Source organism: Streptomyces sp. NPDC029956 (genome assembly GCF_055574655.1).
The window spans coordinates 33,709-51,539 of record NZ_JBVHZJ010000064.1 but is presented as its reverse complement, the minus strand read 5'-3'; the positions used below and the strand labels follow the sequence as shown (position 1 = coordinate 51,539).

13 protein-coding genes and 1 pseudogene are annotated in these 17,831 nt (G+C 72.7%); 5 read left to right on the top strand and 9 right to left on the bottom strand.

From position 1 onward, the window contains the following. Positions 1 to 200 precede the first annotated feature (200 nt). A complete protein-coding gene (locus ACZ4XX_RS34395) occupies positions 201 to 620 on the top strand; it encodes a hypothetical protein (protein WP_468511774.1) in 420 nt (139 codons plus the stop codon). A 21-nt stretch (positions 621 to 641) separates the two neighbouring features. Here ACZ4XX_RS34395 and ACZ4XX_RS34390 read toward each other — a convergent pair whose 3' ends face one another. From ACZ4XX_RS34390 to ACZ4XX_RS34375, 4 genes are all read right to left on the bottom strand, one after another. Next, positions 642 to 1,154 (bottom strand): SRPBCC family protein, encoded by a 513-nt coding sequence (locus ACZ4XX_RS34390; RefSeq protein ID WP_468511773.1) that lies wholly within the window; start codon positions 1,152 to 1,154, stop codon positions 642 to 644. A 405-nt stretch (positions 1,155 to 1,559) separates the two neighbouring features. After that, a complete protein-coding gene (locus tag ACZ4XX_RS34385) occupies positions 1,560 to 2,603 on the bottom strand; it encodes an ABC transporter permease (protein ID WP_468511772.1) in 1,044 nt (347 codons plus the stop codon). Next, positions 2,603 to 4,219, bottom strand: a complete 1,617-nt coding sequence (locus ACZ4XX_RS34380) for a sugar ABC transporter ATP-binding protein (RefSeq protein WP_468511771.1) — start codon at positions 4,217 to 4,219, stop codon at positions 2,603 to 2,605. The genes ACZ4XX_RS34385 and ACZ4XX_RS34380 overlap by 1 nt, the downstream gene beginning before the upstream one ends. A gap of 299 nt (positions 4,220 to 4,518) precedes the next feature. Further along, positions 4,519 to 5,568 carry a substrate-binding domain-containing protein gene (locus ACZ4XX_RS34375; protein WP_468511770.1) on the bottom strand — a complete coding sequence of 350 codons (1,050 nt, stop codon included), beginning with the start codon at positions 5,566 to 5,568 and terminating at the stop codon, positions 4,519 to 4,521. 390 nt (positions 5,569 to 5,958) lie between these two features. On the opposite strand from ACZ4XX_RS34375, the gene ACZ4XX_RS34370 reads away from it, so the two are divergent. Then, positions 5,959 to 7,713 carry a beta-galactosidase gene (locus ACZ4XX_RS34370; protein WP_468511769.1) on the top strand — a complete coding sequence of 585 codons (1,755 nt, stop codon included), beginning with the start codon at positions 5,959 to 5,961 and terminating at the stop codon, positions 7,711 to 7,713. Between the two features lie 228 nt (positions 7,714 to 7,941). Here the strand turns inward: ACZ4XX_RS34370 and ACZ4XX_RS34365 are convergent. Then, a pseudogene (locus tag ACZ4XX_RS34365) lies at positions 7,942 to 8,667 on the bottom strand (helix-turn-helix domain-containing protein); the annotation flags it as partial. Between the two features lie 243 nt (positions 8,668 to 8,910). On the opposite strand from ACZ4XX_RS34365, the gene ACZ4XX_RS34360 reads away from it, so the two are divergent. Next, entirely contained in the window at positions 8,911 to 9,582 is a 672-nt protein-coding gene (locus tag ACZ4XX_RS34360) for a DUF4097 family beta strand repeat-containing protein (RefSeq protein ID WP_468511768.1), read from the top strand. A gap of 82 nt (positions 9,583 to 9,664) precedes the next feature. On the opposite strand, the gene ACZ4XX_RS34355 is transcribed toward ACZ4XX_RS34360, so the two are convergent. From ACZ4XX_RS34355 to ACZ4XX_RS34345, 3 genes are all read right to left on the bottom strand, one after another. Further along, positions 9,665 to 12,094, bottom strand: a complete 2,430-nt coding sequence (locus tag ACZ4XX_RS34355) for an RICIN domain-containing protein (RefSeq protein WP_468511767.1) — start codon at positions 12,092 to 12,094, stop codon at positions 9,665 to 9,667. Between the two features lie 262 nt (positions 12,095 to 12,356). Continuing rightward, on the bottom strand, positions 12,357 to 13,808 hold the full coding sequence (locus tag ACZ4XX_RS34350; protein ID WP_468511766.1) for an RICIN domain-containing protein: 1,452 nt from the start codon (positions 13,806 to 13,808) through the stop codon (positions 12,357 to 12,359). A gap of 289 nt (positions 13,809 to 14,097) precedes the next feature. Next, the gene (locus tag ACZ4XX_RS34345; protein ID WP_468511778.1) at positions 14,098 to 14,268 is read right to left on the bottom strand and encodes a hypothetical protein; all 171 of its coding nucleotides are present in this window, start codon (positions 14,266 to 14,268) and stop codon (positions 14,098 to 14,100) included. Here ACZ4XX_RS34345 and ACZ4XX_RS34340 point away from each other — a divergent pair. Continuing rightward, positions 14,207 to 15,202: a LacI family DNA-binding transcriptional regulator gene (locus ACZ4XX_RS34340; protein WP_468511765.1), complete on the top strand. Its 996-nt coding sequence runs from the start codon at positions 14,207 to 14,209 to the stop codon at positions 15,200 to 15,202. The genes ACZ4XX_RS34345 and ACZ4XX_RS34340 overlap by 62 nt on opposite strands. A gap of 409 nt (positions 15,203 to 15,611) precedes the next feature. Here the strand turns inward: ACZ4XX_RS34340 and ACZ4XX_RS34335 are convergent, their stop codons facing one another. Then, the gene (locus ACZ4XX_RS34335) at positions 15,612 to 16,598 is read right to left on the bottom strand and encodes a LacI family DNA-binding transcriptional regulator (protein WP_468511777.1); all 987 of its coding nucleotides are present in this window, start codon (positions 16,596 to 16,598) and stop codon (positions 15,612 to 15,614) included. A gap of 305 nt (positions 16,599 to 16,903) precedes the next feature. Here ACZ4XX_RS34335 and ACZ4XX_RS34330 point away from each other — a divergent pair, with 305 nt between their 5' ends. Further along, complete coding sequence (locus tag ACZ4XX_RS34330) at positions 16,904 to 17,830, top strand: carbohydrate ABC transporter permease (RefSeq protein ID WP_389041231.1); 927 nt, start codon at positions 16,904 to 16,906, stop codon at positions 17,828 to 17,830. The last annotated feature ends 1 nt before the right edge of the window (position 17,831 follow it).

The window sequence follows — 17,831 nt, the reverse complement described above, 5'->3', positions numbered from 1 at the left end:
CCCCCGCAAAAACCCGCCCCCCCCCCCCCCCCCCCCCCCCCCCCCCCCCCCCCCCCCCCCCCCACCCCCCCCCCAGCCCCCCCCCCCCCCCCCCCCCCCCCCCCCCCCCCCGGGGCTCCCCTGCCTCCGTGGGGCGAACCGGTGTCGTGCGTGGGCGCGCCATGGACGTTCCTGGGATGAGATGACGTATCGATAGGTGCATGACTCAGACACGCGCACACGACGCCGCTCCCGTTCGCCACGACACGGTCGTTCCCGGTGGGGAGTGCCCCGAGGTCGCGTCGCTTGTCGCGCCGTACCTGCGCATCATCCGTTCCGCTCTTCCCCCCGTAGAGGCGGAACGATTCTTCGTACGGGCTCTGGACGCGCACGAGGAGGAGCGGCGCCGGGCGGAAGCCCCTCAGCTCGGGTTCAGCGCGTATCTCTCGGACGGTCTCGGTGAGACCTGGGGCGGGTCCCTGGCGCACACCTCCGCCTGGGAGGCCATGCAGGCGATCCGCCAGCTCGTCCGCAAGGCCCCGCGCGCGGACCTCGGCGCGTACCTGCGACTCGGCCTCCGGCTGGTCCGCGAACGGGGCGCCGCGTCCCCGGGCCGCGCGCCGGTACCGGTGGGCGCCTGACCCCGCACCCGCGTCGGGCGCTCAGCCCTCGAAGGGGTTCCACTCGCCCTCCGGAGCGTTCCGCCCGCCCTCGGGCCTGTCCCGTAGCCACGCGTCCGGCCCCGGGTCGCCGCCCTCGGCGCGGGTCGCGAGCCGGTCCACGTAGTGCTGCCAGCCCTCCGCGTGGGCCTCACAGGCCTCCGTGGAGGGCAGGCCGCTGTGGATCAGGCGGAGAAGGGTGCCGTCCGGGGTGGGGGCGAGGGTGATCTCGATCGTGCTGGACCCCGGCGGGACGGGCACGGGACCGGACTCCCAGCCCCAGCTGAACACGATCCGCCGGTGCGGGTCGACGGTGATGAAGCGCCCGGAGGCGATGTCCTCGCCGGTGACCCGGGTGCGGTACGAGCCGCCGGGCTCGAAGGAGAACGAGCCGTCGACGCCCATCCACGACAGCCACTTCTCCCGGTCGGCGAGGAAACCGAAGACGGTCTCGGGACGGGCGGCGATGCGCCGCTCGAGCGTGACGGTGTCCATGGGCGTCGGGGGGATCGTCATCAGGGCTTCTCGCTTCGTTCGGCCTCTTCGGCGAGCCGGGCCTGGGGGTCGGGCCAGGGTGTCGGGCCTGGGAGTCGGGCCTGGATGTCGGGCCTGGGGATCGGGCCTGGGAGTCGGGCCTGGATGTCGGGCCTGGGGATCGGGCCTGCGGGTCGGGCCAGGCTGTCGGGCCTGGTCAGGGAGTCGCGCCGGCCTGATGGCCCGCATGGCCCCTCCTTGCGCAGCGTAACGAGCCCGGCGCCCCTCAGCACGTCGAGGTGCGCCCAGCTCGTCGTCCCCTCCGACGGGTGCGGTGCCCGGTACGTCAGCGCGGTGACCGGGATCCGGATCGGGGCCTGCCCGGTGCCGACGCGGGCGCCGGCACCGGTACCGGCCTGACCGGGGAGAAGGGCTGACCGCCTGCGGTCAGTCGGGAAGGCCGACCGCGCGTTCGCCGGTGCGGCGTTGCTGGACGACCACCGCGACGACGAGCAGGACTCCCTGGGCGACGTTCTGCCAGAAGGAGTTGATGCCCTGCACGGTGAGACCGTTCTCCAGACAGCCCAGGAGCGCGACCGCGAGGAGGGTGCCGCCGATGCCGCCCTTGCCTCCGCGCAGGGCGCAGCCGCCGAGCGCCGCCGCCGTGATGGCCTTGAGTTCGAGGCCCTCGCTGCCGGACGTGGGCTGCCCGGATCCGGTGCGGGCGGTGAGCAGGATGCCGGCGACCGCCGCGACGATGCCGATCAGGGCGTACACCGCGATCAGGTACCGGTTGATGCGGATGCCGGCGAGCCGGGCGGCGGTGGCGTTGCCGCCGATGGCGTAGATGTTGCGGCCGACGTCGGTGTACGTGAGGAGGACGTGCACGACGACGGCGACGACCGCGAGGATCCAGACCATCACCGGAAGCCCGGCGATGCTGCCCCGGCCGAGGAACACGAACAGGTCGTCGTCGAGGACGTACCCCTGGGCGCGGCCGTCCGAGAGCAGCTGTGCCAGACCTTTGTACGCGGCCAGGCCGGCGAGGGTGGCGATGGTCGGATTGACCCGGCCGTGGACGATGACGAGCCCGTTCAGGACACCGACCAGGACGCCGACGCCGAGGGCCGCGGCCACACCGACGACGGCGTTCGGTCCGGTGCTGGTGAAGACCATGGCGCTGACGACGGAGGCGACTCCGACCTGGGAGCCGACGGAGATGTCGAGTCCGCCGCAGATGACGACGACCGTCTGGACGACGGCGAGCAGGCCGGTGATGGTCGCGGCCTCCGCGATCACCCGCATGTTGGTGAGGCTGAGGAAGTTCTCGTCGAGGGTGCCGAAGAGGACGACGACGAGGAGCAGGGCCCCGACGAGACCGAGGTTCTGGCCGCCGACCCTGGCGAGGACCCCGCCGCGCCCGGCGGGGCGGGCACCCGGCCCCGGGGAGTCGGCCGTCGGGCGGCGGGGGTCGGTGGTGAGGGACGGCATCAGGGGGCTCCAGGGGCGGAAGTGGGGGTGGGGGTGGCGGCAGGCCGGTGCGTCGGGTCGTCGGCCGGCGGGTGTGTCAGGTCGTCCGCCATGGCGAGGGCGAGGACGGCCTCCTCGGTGGCGTCGGCGTGGTCGAGCTCGCCGGTGATCCTGCCTCCCTGCATGACCACCACGCGGTCCGAGAGACCGAGCAGTTCGGGGAGTTCGGACGAGATGACGAGGACGGCGACGCCCTCGGCGGCGAGGCCCGCGACGATCTGGTAGATCTCGGCCTTCGCGCCGACGTCGATGCCCCGGGTCGGCTCGTCGAGGATCAGGACCTTGGGTTTCCTGGCGAGCCAGCGCGCGAGGACCACCTTCTGCTGGTTGCCGCCGGAGAGCGTGCGGACCTCCTGCTCGACGGAGGGCGTACGGACCCGCAGGCGGGCGACGTACTCCCGGGCGAGTGCGCGTTCCGCCCCACGGCGCACGAAGCGGAAGCGGCGGATGCGGTCCAGGACGACGAGCGCGGTGTTGTCGCGGATCGACCGGTGCAGGAAGAGGGCCTGCGCCTTGCGTTCCTCCGGGGCGAGTCCGAGTCCGGCACGGATGGCCTCGCCGGGTCGTCCGCCCCGGAGCCGTACGCCGTCCACGGCGACCCTGCCCTGCCGGATCGGGCGGTCCCCGGCGAGCGCCAGGGCGAGTTCGGAGCGGCCGGCGCCGACGAGGCCGGCGAGGCCGACCACCTCCCCCGCGCGGACCTGGAGGGTGATGCCGCGGACGTCGTCGGTGCTGACGTCCTGGACGTCGAGGACGACGTCGCCGGGCCGCTCGCCCTCCCGTCGCCGCTCCCGTACGAACATGGTCGACAGGTCGCGGCCGACCATCAGCCGGACGAGGGCGCGTTCGTCGGTCTCCGAGGCCTCCACCACGCCCGCCGGAACTCCGTCCCTGAGGACCGCGATGCGGTCGGCGAGCCGGAAGATCTCGCGCATCCGGTGGGAGACGTAGACGAGGGCGATGCCCTCCGCGCGGAGTCGGCCGATGAGGCCGAACAGTGCGTCGACCTCGTGCTCGGAGAGCGAGGACGTCGGCTCGTCGAAGGCGATCAGACGTGGCGGCACCTCCCCGGTCAACGCCCTCAGGATCTCCACGAGTTGGCGCTGGGCCGGAGTCAGCTGCGCGCCGAGGAGGCGGGGGTCGAGGACGTCGGAGAAGCCGAGGTCCGCCAGGTCCGCCGTGACCCGGCGGACGAGCTCACGGCGGTCGAGGAACCTGCCCCGCCGGCGCGGCAGCGCCCCGGCCCAGACGTTCTCGGCGACGGTGACGTGCGGGATGATCTCGGGTTCCTGCGGGATGACCCGGACTCCGGCGGCGCGGGCGGCCGCCGGCGAGCCGAACGTGACGGCCCGCCCTTCGACGAGCACCCGGCCCTCGTCCGGCGTGTGGTCGCCGGTGAGGATCCTGAGGAGGGTGGACTTGCCGGCGCCGTTCTCGCCCATCAGGGCCGTGACCCGGCCGGCGGGGAAGTCGAGGGTGACGCCCCCGAGTGCCTGGACGCCGCCGAAGCGCTTGACGATGCCGTCGACGGCGAGCACCGGCGGGGCGGCGGATGACGGGCTGCGTGCGGGAGTCATACGGGGACCTCGCGGGGGTGGCGGGAGAGGGCAGGAGGGCGGGGCGCAGGGGGCATGCGGACCGTGGCGCGCATGCCGCGTGCGGTTCGGGTGGGGGCGTCCCGACCCGCCGGCAGCGGGGGACGGGGGCGGGCCGGGACGCGTCGGAGGGGTGGCTCGCACGAAGTCGGGCGGAGGCGAGAGCCGTTGGGTCGTTCGCGCACGGGCGGACCGGCGGCGCTGAGCACACGGGCGGACCGGCCGTGTCGAGCACACGGGCGGACCGGCCGTGTCGAGCTCCCGGCCGTTCCGAGCAGCCGTCAACCGCAGGTCAGCCCGGAGGACTTCCAGGTGGCGGCGTCGACCATCGTGGTGGGGGCGAAGCCCTCGGCCGGGAACTCCTTGCCGTTCTTGAGCTTGTCGTACATGGTCTGGACGGCGAGGGTGCCGACGTCCTCGCCGTTGATGAAGAGCGCGGCCTTCATGCCGCTCGGCCTGCCGGAGCCCCACTCCTTGCAGGCGAGGTACGCGCCGAGGCCGACGCCGATGACCCGGTCCGGGCCGAGGCCGGCGTTGGTGAGGGCGGTGACGCCGCCGGCGACGTTCTCGTCGTTGCAGCCCCACACGATCCAGTTCTTCACGCCGGGGTTGGCCGTCAGGGTGGCGGCGACCCTGTCCTGTGCGCCGGTGGGCGTGTTGTCGGTGGCGACGTCGACGGCCTCCACCCCGGGGACGGCCGCGTCGAAGGCGGTCCGCGCGGCCTTCACCCGGTCGCCGCACACCGTGACGTCCTGCTTCCAGGCGGAGATGATCCTGGTCTCGGACGCCTTCCAGCCCGCCTTGGCGTACTCGGCGGCCGCCCGCTTGCCGACCTCGCCGCCCATCTGGGCCCCGCTGAAGCCGATCCGCGGCACGAGGTCCGCCTCGGCGCAGGCGGCCGGGTCGGGTCCGGTGGCGCAGATCTGGTCGTCGGAGGTCAGGAGGGCGACCTTGCCGTCGCGGGCGGTGCGGACGACCTGGGGGCCGACGGCCGGGTCGGGGACGACGACGATCACGCCGTCGGTGTTCTGGGCGATGGCGGCCTGGACCTCGCTGACGGTCTTGTTGGCGTCGTTGCCGAGGTTGACGACCTTCAGGTCGATGCCGAGCTCGGCGGCCCTGGCCTTGGCTCCGGCGGCCTCGCCTACGAAGTACTCCTGGTCACCCTGTTTCTGAAGGTACGTCAGGGAGATTCTCCCCGACTTGGGGGCGGCGGCCGCCCCGGCGGAGTCGCCGGACTCGGCCTTGCCGGACGAGCAGGCGGTGGTGAGCCCGAGGCCCACGAGGAGGGTGGCGGCCACGGCGGCACGACGACGGGAGGTACGGGACATCTGCGGGATCTCCTTGGTGCCGGTCACATACGACGAGGGACCGGCCCGGCGCGGGAACGGTTCGGATGGCAGTGAGGTGCTCGGACGGCACGGAGGCGTACCGGGCGGCACGAGAACGGATCGGATGACACGGAGGCGAGGGGTCCGGAGGTGACGGACAGCAGGGCGGCGGGGCGCCGACGAGGGGTGCGACCGGCGGGCCACAAACACCCAAAACTCAACACGTTCAAACGTGATGCGACATATGAGACCGCCCGAACGCTCCGCCGTCAAGAGCCGGGCCCGAATTCCACCCCCGGACCGTCGACGTACCGAAGGGGCTTGCCCTACGAAGATGTTTACGTAAACATAGTCCTAGCAGCAATCCCCGAGCACAGGAGCCGCCACCCCATGCCCGTTCTCGAGACAGACAAGGCCGGTTTCCTGCTCGACGGCCGACCCTTCCGGCTCCTGTCCGGCGGACTGCACTACTTCCGGGTCCACCCCGGACAGTGGGCCGACCGCCTGCGCAAGGCCCGGCTCATGGGGCTCAACACCGTCGAGACCTACGTCCCCTGGAACCTCCACCAGCCGCGCCCCGACACCTTCCGGCTCGACGGCGGCCTCGACCTGCCGCACTTCGTCGAACTCGCCGCCGCCGAAGGGCTGCACGTCCTGCTCAGGCCCGGCCCGTACATCTGCGCCGAGTGGGAGGGCGGTGGACTCCCGTCCTGGCTGCTGGCCGAACCGGACATACGGCTGCGCTCCCGCGATCCCCGGTTCCTGGCGGCCGTCGACGACTACCTCACCCGCCTGCTCACACCGCTCCGGCCGCACCTCGCCTCCCAGGGCGGCCCGATCCTCGCCGTACAGGTCGAGAACGAGTACGGCGCGTACGGCGACGACACCGCCTATCTGGAGCACCTCGCGGCCTCCCTGCGCCGCTGCGGGGTCGACGTCCCCCTGTTCACCTGCGACCAGCCGGTGGACCTGGAGCGCGGCGCGCTGCCCGGGGTCCTCGCCACGGCCAACTTCGGCAGCCGTTCCGCCCACCACCTGGCCGACCTGCGCGCGCAGCGCCCCGAAGGCCCGCTGATGACATCGGAGTTCTGGATCGGCTGGTTCGACCGGTGGGGCGCGCACCATGTCGTCAGGGACCCGGACGCGGCGGCCCGGGAGCTGGACGAACTGCTCGCCACCGGCGCGTCCGTCAACTTCTACATGTTCCACGGCGGCACCAACTTCGGCTTCACCAACGGCGCGAACGACAAGGGGACCTACCGCCCCACCGTCACGTCCTACGACTACGACTCCCCGCTCGACGAGGCCGGCGACCCGACGGCGAAGTACACGGCGTTCCGTGACGTCATCGCCAAGTACGCCCCCGTTCCCAGCGAGCCGGCACCCGCCCCCGGCCCCAAACTCGCCCTTCCCCCCGTCGTATTGACGGAGAGCGCCGAGCTCCTGCCGCACGCGGCCGCGCTCTCCCCGTCGACCGTGGAGTCACGCCGCCCGCTCACGATGGAGGAGCTGGAGCAGGACTTCGGGTTCGTCCTCTACGAGACGACGCTGCCCGTCAGGGGGCCTGCGCTCCTGGAGATCGAGCAGGTCCGGGACCGTGCCCAGGTGTTCGTCGACGGGCAGCCCGTGGGCGTCCTGGAGCGCGAACAGCACGAGCACGCACTGGCGTTCACCGTGCCGAGGGCGGGCAGCGCCCTCACCGTCCTCGTCGAGAACCAGGGGCGGGTGAACTACGGGCAGGGCATCCACGACCGCAAGGGCCTGCTCGGGAAGGTCCTCCTGGACGGGGCCGAACTCGCAGGCTGGACCAACCGCCCCCTCCCCCTGGCCGACCCGGCCGGCATCCCCTTCGCCCCCGGCACGGCGACGCCCGTCGGGCCGGCCTTCCACCGGGCCCGCTTCGAGGTGGACGAGGCCGCCGACACCTTCCTCCACCTGGACGGCTGGACCAAGGGCAACGCCTGGATCAACGGCTTCCCACTGGGTCGCTACTGGTCCCGGGGGCCGCAGCGCTCCCTGTACGTGCCCGCCCCGGTGCTGCGCTCCGGCAGGAACGAGCTCGTCGTCCTGGAACTCCACGCAGGCCACCGGGCGCGTACGGTCACGTTCCGCGCGACGCCGGACCTCGGCCCGACGGAGGAGTAGGACTTCCCGGCGGAGCAGGCTTCTCGGCGGCCGCGCCCCGATCCCCGGAAGGGATCGGGGCGCCGGCCGTCCGCATCCGCAACCCTCGGTTCAGGCCGAGCCGTCCGGGGGCGTCGTCGGCGCGGGCTGCGCCGTCGGGGGCACTATCGGGGGCGTCGTCGGCGCGGGCTGCGCCGTCGGGGGCACTATCGGGGGCGTCGTCGGCGCGGGCTGCGCCGTCGGGGGCACTGTCGGGGGCGTCGCCGGCGCGGGCTTCGTGGAAAGTATCGAGCGGGCCTGTTCCGCGGCCCGTGCGGTGCTCTCGGAGACGAACTCGAGGAAGCGGGCGATGCCCTCGAGGCGGGCGCCGGCCGGCGTGCCGGAACCGAGGACGCCCACACCCTGGCGTGCGGTCTCGACGATCTGGAGAGCGGAGCGGGCGCTGGCGATCATCGACTGGTACCAGATGTCGTCGTCGACCACATAGCGCTCACGACGGCGCTCGTCACGCTCCCGACGGACGAGCCCCTGGCCGTCGAGGAACGCGATGGCCTTGGAGATCGACGCCGGGCTGACCTGGAGTTGCTGCACGAGCTCCGACGCGGTGAGGCTGCCCGAGTCGGTGACACAGAGACAGGCCATCACCCGGGCCATCATCTTCGGCGTCCCCGACTGTATGAGGACGGTCGTGAACATCTCCTCGAACTCGCGCACCGCCTCGACGTCGCGCCCGTCGGCCCGCACGGGCGCCTTCGCGTCCCGGGACGTGACCTGCTTGCGGCGGGCCCGCTGCCCGGTGGCCCGGTGGGCGAGGTCGGAACGGTAGCCGGTGGGGCCGCCGTTCCGCATGACCTCACGCGTGACCGTCGAGGTCGGACGGTCGAGACGCCGGGCGATCTCGGCATAGGCGAGGCCGTCCGCCAGTCCCAGCGCGATCTGCTGACGTTCCTGCTGGGTGAGCCTGCCTCCCGGCATCGGGCCTCCTTCATGGTCCTCGGAGACCGCACTATAGCGTTCACCGCCAGTTCATTGCAACGATTGACGAGAGGCGTGTTGCGTTACACGCAGACCCATTGCAATGAAATTGCGCCCCTCGCCTGGGATAACGGGATTCCTGTGCAACGAACCTGTTGCCAGCCCCATGAACGCAACGTAGCTTTTCTCTCATCGGAAACAGCGAGCCCCGAGAGCGGGGCCGCCCCACGAAGGAGAAGCATCATGCAGACGTTCACCGCCACCGCCGCCCTCACCACCGTCCTCGACATCCCCGCCGGCCGCATCCAGCTCATCGCCGCCGACCGGGACGACGTCACCGTCGACATCCGTCCCGCGAACGCCGCCAAGGGCTCCGACGTGAAGGCCGCCGGGCAGGTCGCGGTCGAGTTCACCGACGGCGTCCTGCGGATCACCGCCGCCCCCGCGAAGAACAAGATCCTCGGCGACCCCGGATCGGTCGAGGTGACCGTCCAGCTCCCGGCCGGGTCCCGCGTCGAGGCCAAGACCGCCGCCGCCGAACTCCGCGGCGTCGGCCGCCTCGGCGACGTCGTCTTCGAGGCCGCGCAGGGTCCGGTCAAGCTCGACGAGACCGCGAGCGCCCGCATCACCCTGCTCGCCGGTGACATCACGGTCGGCCGCCTGGGCGGTTCCGCCGAGATCAGCACCCAGAAGGGCGACCTCCGCATCGCCGAGGCCATGGGCGGCACCGTCGTCCTGCGCACCGCGGCGGGCGACATCACGGTCGGCGCCGCCCGCGGCGTCTCCGCCACCCTCGACGCCGGCACCGCCTACGGCCGCGTCCACAACGCCCTCGCCAACACCGACGGCGCCGCCGCCGGCCTGAACATCCACGCCACCACCTCCTACGGCGACATCACCGCCCGCAGCCTCTGATGCGGACCGCCCGAGGGCGGCGCCCTCCGACCGGATGTCGGAGGACGCCGCCCCTTCGGCGTGCGCGGCCGCGCCGCGTCCGTCAGCCGAACCGCAGCTGCTGGTTCGTGGCGCCGGTACAGGCGGACTGGCGCAGGGCCGCCCCGTCCGCCGTGGAAGACCCCGGCACCTCGAGGCACTTGGCGCTGTGTCGCGCCACGAGTGTGATGTGGCCGGTGGCGGCCTGCCGTACCGCCCACTCCTGGTTCCGGCCGCCGTTGCAGGTGTACTGGAACACCTGGGCGCCGTCGGCGGTCGAAGCGCCGCTGACGTCCAGGCACATGCCGCTGTGCCGGGCGACCACGTTCACATGGCCGGTCGCGGCCGGCCGGAGCGCCCACTGCTGGTTCGCTCCCCCGTTGCATCCGTACTGCACGACGGAGGTGCCGTCGGCCGTCGAGGCACCCGTCACGTCGAGGCACTTGGAGCTGTGCCGGAACACCGGAGTCCGCCAGGTGTCGGACGCGGCCGGGCGGAAGGTCCACGACTGGTTGGCCCCGGTCGTCGGCCGGTAGACGCCCGCCTCCGCCCCGTCGTGCGTCGCCGCGCCGAAGACGTCCAGGAGAAGGCCGGACGCGCTGTTGACGAGGGTGGCGTGTCCGTCGCCCGTGGTGGAGCGCATCCACCGCTGTTCGGCGCCGGTTCCGGGGGCTGCGAAGCCGAGTGACCCGGACGTCACGGTGAGCGCCTTGCCCGTCCGGGCGTTGGTGACGCGGTACGTGGCCGCACTGCCCCAGTCGGTCGCCGAGAGCTTGGCGAAGGTCCACTGCTGAGCGGTGTCCGCCGGGTTCGATGTGCGCTGCACCGGCAGGTCCCGGCCCGCGACGGTGGTGACGGCGAGCGCCATCCCGCTGTGGTCGTTGAGGATCTGCCGGGCTGCGCCGACGGGTGCGCTCGTCGCGGCGGTGTTCACTCCCGTGACCCCCGGCAGGACGAAGGTGGTGACGGAGCCGGCGCCGACGGTGGCCTTCAGCGTCCTGCCCGCCGTGGCGAGGTCCGTACCCCGCTGGACGTCCCGGGTCGCGTCGGTGGTGTATCGCTCGACGTTCCCGCCGACCGTCCCGAAACCGTCGAGGTCGAGGGTGAGTTCACGGTCGGATCCGCTCCGGTTGGTGTGGACGAGGACGAGTCCCTGCCCTCCGGGCCGTACCGCCGCGAGGGTGTCGGGGTCGTCGGTGGCGAGGACGCGGGCACCGGGCCGGACGAACCGGCTGTACTGCGCCATCACCCCGTACTTCTTGTTCCTGCGGATCGGTTCGGTGGCCGCGTCGGCGGGGGTGAAGTCGGTCTGGATGAGGCCCCAGTTGGAGTTCTCGCGGCCCGGCGTCATGTTCTCGTAGTCCTCGACGGCCTGCCACAGCACCCAGGCGCTGGGCTCCAGTTCCCTGATGTCGTCGTTGATCCGGCGGGCCAGGTCGAGACCCGGGCTCATGTCGGTGAAGCTCTGCGGCACGCTGCCGCCGAGGTCCACCTCCGACATCCACAGCGGGGTGGCCTCGCCCTTGGCGATGTCACGGACCCCGGTGCGCCCGCCCGTCCCGTAGGTGTGGGTGTTGATCCTGCCCACCGAGTCGCGGACGGCGGGTGCGTACTGCTCCCAGTTCACGCGGGCCGTCGACGGGTTCGTCTCGTCCATGGCGGCGATCGGGGTGGTGTCGCCGCGGGCGTCGAGGGCGGCGCGCAGCGTGCTGATCATCCGGGCCTGCGAGGCGGGATCCCAGTGGGAGCCCTCCTGGCGTCCGCCGGCCCGCCAGTAGTCGGTGTTGGGCTCGTTGACCGGGGAGATCGAGTCGAAGGTGACGCCGGAGCCCTGTTCCGCCCGCCTGAGGGAGCCGGCGAGGTAGGCGGCGAACCGCTCGTACTGGTCGGCGCGGAGGTTGTCCTGCCGGGGGTCGGTCGCACCGGAGACGAGCCCGCTGCGGGTCATGAAGTACGGGGCGGAGTTGGAGAAGGCCTCGAAGGTGTCGGCGCCGCGGGCCTTGGCGGCGGAGAGCCACCAGCGCTGGTTGGCGTCGGCCGCGTCGTTCCAGTGGGCGGGGTCGTTCGGGTCCCACCAGTCGGGGGACTCGGCTCCCGGCCGGTTCCAGTAGCCGGGTACGGCGCCGCCGGCGCGCATGTAGGGGGCGGTCTCGGGGCTGTCGCCGCCGCCGATGTTGTAGCGGGCGACGGTGAATCCGAGGCCGTCCGCGCCGTAGAGGGCGTCCGCGAGGGCGTTGCGCCGCTCGTCGGGCCATCCCCCGGTGACGTTCGCGAACCAGGCGAGGGCGGTGCCCCAGCCTTCGAAGGCGGGCTGCTGGTAGCTGGGGTCGGGCCGGACGGTCAGCGCTTCGCCCGCGGCGGCGGCCGCCGTGGGCGCGGAGGCCGCCGGGGCGGCGGCGACGGCGGGCAGGGCGAGCGCGGCGGTGGCGGCGAGGGCGCCGAGCCGGGTGTTCCGGCGTCGCCCGGAGGCGCTTCGGGCGAAGGAGGGCTGCACGTGGTCACTCCCTGGGGGTGCGATGGCGTGGGTCGGACGTGCTCGGAGGGACACGGGACTGACGCGCCCGGGCGGGCGTGGTCGGACGGGCGGGCGTGGTCGGACGGGCGGGCGCGGGCGGTCGTGGCCGGACGGGCGGGCCCGGGCGGGCGTGGTCGGACGGGCACCTCAGACGGTCGGGCGGGCGCGTCGGACGGGCCTGCCCGGACGGTCGGGCCCGGGCGCGGTCAGGGCTCGGGCGGGCGTGCCCGTACGGCGGTGCTCAGGCCGCCGTGCGGCTCCACCGCTGGTTGGTGCCGCTGTTGCAGGTCCACTGGACGAGCGCGGTGCCGTCGGCCGTGGACGTGTTGGTGACGTCGAGGCACTTGCCGCTGTGGACGGCGACCAGCTGGACGCCGGGGCTCGCGCCGGTCACGCTCCACCGCTGCCCGGGCCGGCCGTCGCAGGGGTACTGCTCCACGGCGGCGCCGTCGGCGGTCGAACCACCGCTCACGGTCAGGCACTTGCCGCTGTGGCGGGCGACGATCTGCACCTGGCCGCTGCCGACGCTCCGGAGCCAGAACTGCTGGTTGACGCTGTTGCCGCCGCAGCTCCACTGGATGACGACGCCGCCGTCGGCGGTGGACCGGTCGGCGACGTCGGCGCACTTGCCGCTGTGCGCGGCCGTGAGCGTCTCCCAGCTGCCGAGGCCCTTCACCGTGCCGGTCGCCGTGTCCACGGTGATCTGCGGGAAGTAGTCCATGGTCATGGTCGTCTTCGTGGGGAAGCGGAGCGGCAGCCAGACGTACTGGGAGTCGTTGACGTTGCCGCCCATGGAGTTGCCCCAGCGGTCGCCGAGATAGAGGTACGAGGTACCGGCGGTGCCCTGGACGGGCAGGACGTAGGCGGTCTGGGAGCCGTACGCCGTCCCGTCGCCGATGTCCTTCAGGCCGCTCCAGCTTCCGGTGACGCTGGTCGCGGTGCCGTACTTCTGCTGGTTGGGGGACCAGCCGGTGGCGCCGGAGGTGAGCAGGAAGTAGACGCCGTCGCGCTGGAAGAGGGCGGGAGCCTCGCGCCACTGTCCGGGCCAGAGCTTCTGCACCTGGGAGGCGATGCCGGTGTAGTCGGCGGTCAGCCGGTAGACGTGGAGGTCGGCGTTCTCGTTGGCGGCGGAGATCATGTAGCCCGCGCCGTCGGTGTCGACGAAGGTCGTGATGTCACGGGACATGTGGCCGAGCGGGCGGAAGCTGCCGAGCCAGGTGTAGTCGCCGTCGACGGTCGAGGAGACGGCGACCGCGGCGCGCGCCTCGCCGTAGTCCGTGGCGTTCTCCTTGTGCATCCACATCACGAACTGCCCGGTGGCCGCGTTGTACATGACCTTGGGGCGCTCGATGTTGGCCGACTGCAGCTCGGGGTCGGTGCTCTGGGTGAGGACGTGGTTCCGGAACTCCCAGGTCCGCAGGTCGGTGGAGCGGTAGGCGGAGACGTACCGGAAGGTGTTGTCGGCGTTCCGGTTCTCGCCGAACCAGTAGTAGTACGAGCCGGCCTTGACGACTCCGCCGCCGTGGGCGTGCACGGGGTTGCCCGCCGGGTCGGTGAACGTGGTGGCGTTGGTGACGGTCGCGGTGGCGGCCCGGGCCGTGCCGACCGGGCCGAGGAGGGAACCGAGCAGGGAGAAGAGGACGGCACAGAGCGCGGTGAGCACCGTGAACGTCCCCGAGGGAGTGCGTCGCATGATCGCGTACCTCGTGGCTGTGGGGAGGGGGCAAAGGGAGGGCGAGGCGGGGCGGCCGGTGGCACCGGAGGGTGCGGGGAGCCGGCCGGGGGCGGGAACGCGCACGCCGAGGCCTGGACGAGCGCCGTGTGTCGCGGAGGTGTCACCCTTCGATGTTCGCGTTAACACGGGCGCTTCGGGGGAGAGTCTGGGAGGGGCGAATCGGGCTGTCAAGGAATCGGACAACATCCGCCGAGGGTTTGACCCCCCTTGATGTTTGCGTCAACATGCACGCAGTACGGCAGTACGGTCACCCGCGCGCGCGGGCGGCCTCCAGCTCCCTCCGGAAGGTCCCGCGCGTGGTGACGGACAGGAAGACGAAGTCCCCGCGGTCGCGGCCGGCCCGGCAGTGGCCCTCCATGGCGGACGTGGCCACGATGGCGGGCGTCTCCTCGCAGACCGTGTCACGCGTGGCCAACAACCGCGAGAACGTCGACGCGAGCACCCGCGAGAAGGTGCTCTCCGCCATGCAGACGCTCGGCTACCGCCCCAACACGGCGGCCCGCGCCCTGGTGACGGGCAGGTTCGGCGCCCTGGGCGTGGTCAGCTTCGACGTCGGCGCGCACGGCAACGCCCGCACCCTGGCCGCGATCGCCGACGCCGCCCGCGAGGCCGACTTCTCCGTCAACTTCATGGGCATCAGGGCCCAGACGGAGGCCGCCGTCCGGCGCGCGTTCCAGCATCTGATGCTGCAGTCCGTCGACGGCATCGTGCTCGTCGAGTCGCAGATGCTCGACACCCCGTCCCTCCATCTCCCGCCGTCGATGCCGGTGGTCGTCGCCGACGGCGACACCGGCCACCGGTATCCCAACGTCGACTTCGACCAGGCCCACGGCGCGCACGGCGTCGTGAGCCACCTCCTCGGCCTCGGGCACCGGACGGTCTGGCATCTGGCGGGCCCCCGCGACTCGTTCGCCGCGCGGCGGCGCGCCGAGTCCTGGGAACGCACCCTCGCCGCAGCGGGCGCGCCCGTACCCCCGGTGCTGTACGGGGACTGGACGGCGGAGTCCGGCTACCGCGCCGGCCTCGGCATCGCGCGCCGCCGGGAGGTGACCGCCGTCTTCGCCGCCAACGACCAGATGGCGCTCGGAATGCTGCGGGCCCTGCGCGAGTCGGGGCGTGACGTGCCCGGAGACATCAGCGTGGCCGGCTTCGACGACATCGCCGAGGCCGCGTACCTCTCTCCGCCACTGACGACGGTGCACCAGGACTTCGAGGTGGTCGGCCGGCACTGCGTCTCGCTGCTGCTCGACCAGATCGAGGGCCGTACGGACGGGCCCCGCCGCAGGGCGGTGGAACCGGTCCTGGTGGTCCGCTCCAGTACGGCCCCGCCACCGCCGGGGGCCGCGGCCTGACGCCCCTCGCGCTGCGCCCGCCACGGGGGAGACTCGACCATGCGCCCTCCGTGCCCCACCGCCACCGCCGCCACCGCCGCCACCACCGAGGCTCTCGGCCTGCCCCTCCGCGCACCCCGCCCCCACCGAGGCACCGCCCCGCCTCCCCCGTACCGCGCCACCGCAGCCGCCACCGCAGCCGCCACACCACGGCCGTCGCAGCCACCGTTCCCCTGCCCACCACCGCCGCACCACCGCGGCCGTCACGTCCGCCGCGGCCCTGCCACCGCCACCGCACCACCCCGTCACCGCACCACCCCGTCACCCCGTCACCGCACCACCCCGCCACCGCGCCACCGCGCCACCGCCAGGACCCTTCCCTTCTCCCGCAAGGGCCCCGGCCCGGTCTCCGCCGCGTCCCGCGCCGGGTTCACCGGCCCCCCGGCGCCCCCGTGCTCGCCCGCTCCATCAGGGTCGTCGGCACGAGCCGTACCCCCGTGACCGTCTCGCCGCGCAGCTCCCTCAGCACCGCGTCCACGCACAACTCCCCCACCTGCGCGAAGTCCTGGCGCACGGTCGTCAGCGGCGGGATGAAGGAGGCCGCCTCCGCGATGTCGTCGAAGCCGACGACGCTCACGTCCCCGGGCACCCGTCGGCCCCGCTCGTGGAAGGCCCTGAGCACGCCGAGGGCCATCTGGTCGTTGGCCACGAACACCGCACCGCAGCCGGGCTCGTCGGCGAGCCGGAGCCCCGCCTCGTAACCGGACTCGGGCGTCCAGTCCCCGCGCAGCACGGGCGGCACCTTCCGCCCCTCCTCGCGCAGGACCGCCTCCCAGGCCTCCGCGCGCCGGCCGGCCGCGAAGGACTCCTCGGGGCCCGCGACGTGCCAGACCGTGGCGTGCCCGAGGTCGAGCAGGTGCCGCACCGCCGTGCGGGCGCCCTGCCGCTGGTCCGTGTCCACGACGGGGAAGCGGCCGGTGGCGTCGGAGTCCACGACGACGACCTTGACGTGCGGGGGGAGGGTGAGCGACGCGGTGTCGAGGAGGTGGACCTCCATGATGAGCACGACGGCGTCGACGGCCAGTTCGTCGAGCCGGGTGAAGGCGCCCCTGACGTTGTCCTGGGTGGGTGCGTCGAGCGGGATGAGGGTGACCGCGTATCCCGCCCGGGAGGCCGATCCGGCGATGGCCTCGAGGGTGCGGACGTTGCCGGTGCTGGAGAGGCCCATGGTGATGACGCCGATGGCCCGGAACTCGCCGCGCTTGAGGGCGCGGGCCGCGCTGTTGGGCCGGTAGCCCAGCTCCTTCATGGCGTCGAGGACCTTCGCGCGGGTGCTCTCGACGACGGCCGCGTCACCGTTGGAGACGCGCGAGACCGTCTGCGAGGAGACCCCCGCGAGCTGGGCGACGTCCGCCATGGAGACCCGGCGCGGCCTGCCGCGCGCTCCTCGCGGGCCGTCGCCGCCGGCCTTCGCCGAGCCGCCTGCCGTGTTCTTCTCCGACACCCGAATCCCTCTCATTCACCGCTGCTTCACGCTTGACGCCCCCCAGTGGGAGTGTCACCATCACGCTACCGATGATTACGTAAACATTTCTCGTCGGCCAGCCCACGCGGGGCCGATTCACGGCCGCCAGGCCCTCTCGCCTCGCCCACGCCACCCGCCCCGCTCCGCTCGCTCCCCGTCTCCGGACCCGCTCGGTCACCGACGCAAGGAACCCCGCCATGACGCTCCTGTCGACGCGCGCTACGGCAGCACCACCGCCCCGCCCACGAGCCCGCTTCCGACTCCGCAAGGAGGCCCTCGTGGGCTGGGGGTTCGCCGGCCCGTTCGTCGCGGTCTTCGGCCTCGTCTTCCTCGCGCCGATCGGATACGCGCTGTACCTGAGCCTCTTCCAGGACCGGCTCATCGGCGGCACCTCCTTCGTCGGCCTCGACAACTACGGCAAGGCGCTCACCGACCCCCGCTTCTGGGAGGGACTGACCAGGGTGGGCCTGTTCCTCCTGGTCCAGGTGCCCGTCATGCTCGGCATCGCCCTGCTCGTCGCCCTCGCGATCGACAGCGGCCGGCTCTACGGCAGGACCTTCTTCCGCGTCTCGATCTTCCTCCCCTACGCCGTGCCCGCCGTCGTCGCCAGCCTGATCTGGGGCTTCATGTACGGGACGCGGTTCGGCCTCGTCGGGAACGTCGACGACGCGTTCGGGATCTCCCTGCCGGACCCGCTCTCCCCCTCCCTCGTTCTCGCCTCCATCGGCAACATCGTGACCTGGGAGTTCGTCGGCTACAACATGCTGATCTTCTACGCCGCGCTCAAGGTCGTCCCCCGGTCGCTCTACGAGGCCGCGGCGATCGACGGCGCCGGGGAGTGGCGGGTCGTCACCTCGATCAAGCTGCCCGCGATCCGCAGCGCGCTCGTCATCGCCACCATCTTCTCGATCATCGGCAGCTTCCAGCTGTTCAACGAACCGAGCATCCTGCAGAAGCTCGCCCCCAACGCGATCACCAGCGACTTCACCCCCAACCTCTACACCTACTCGCTGTCCTTCTCGGGTCAGCAGCACAACTACGCGGCGACCGTGGCGATCGTGATGGGTGTCCTCACCGCGATCATCGCCTACGCGGTCCAGCTGCGCGGCATGCGGAAGGGCTGAG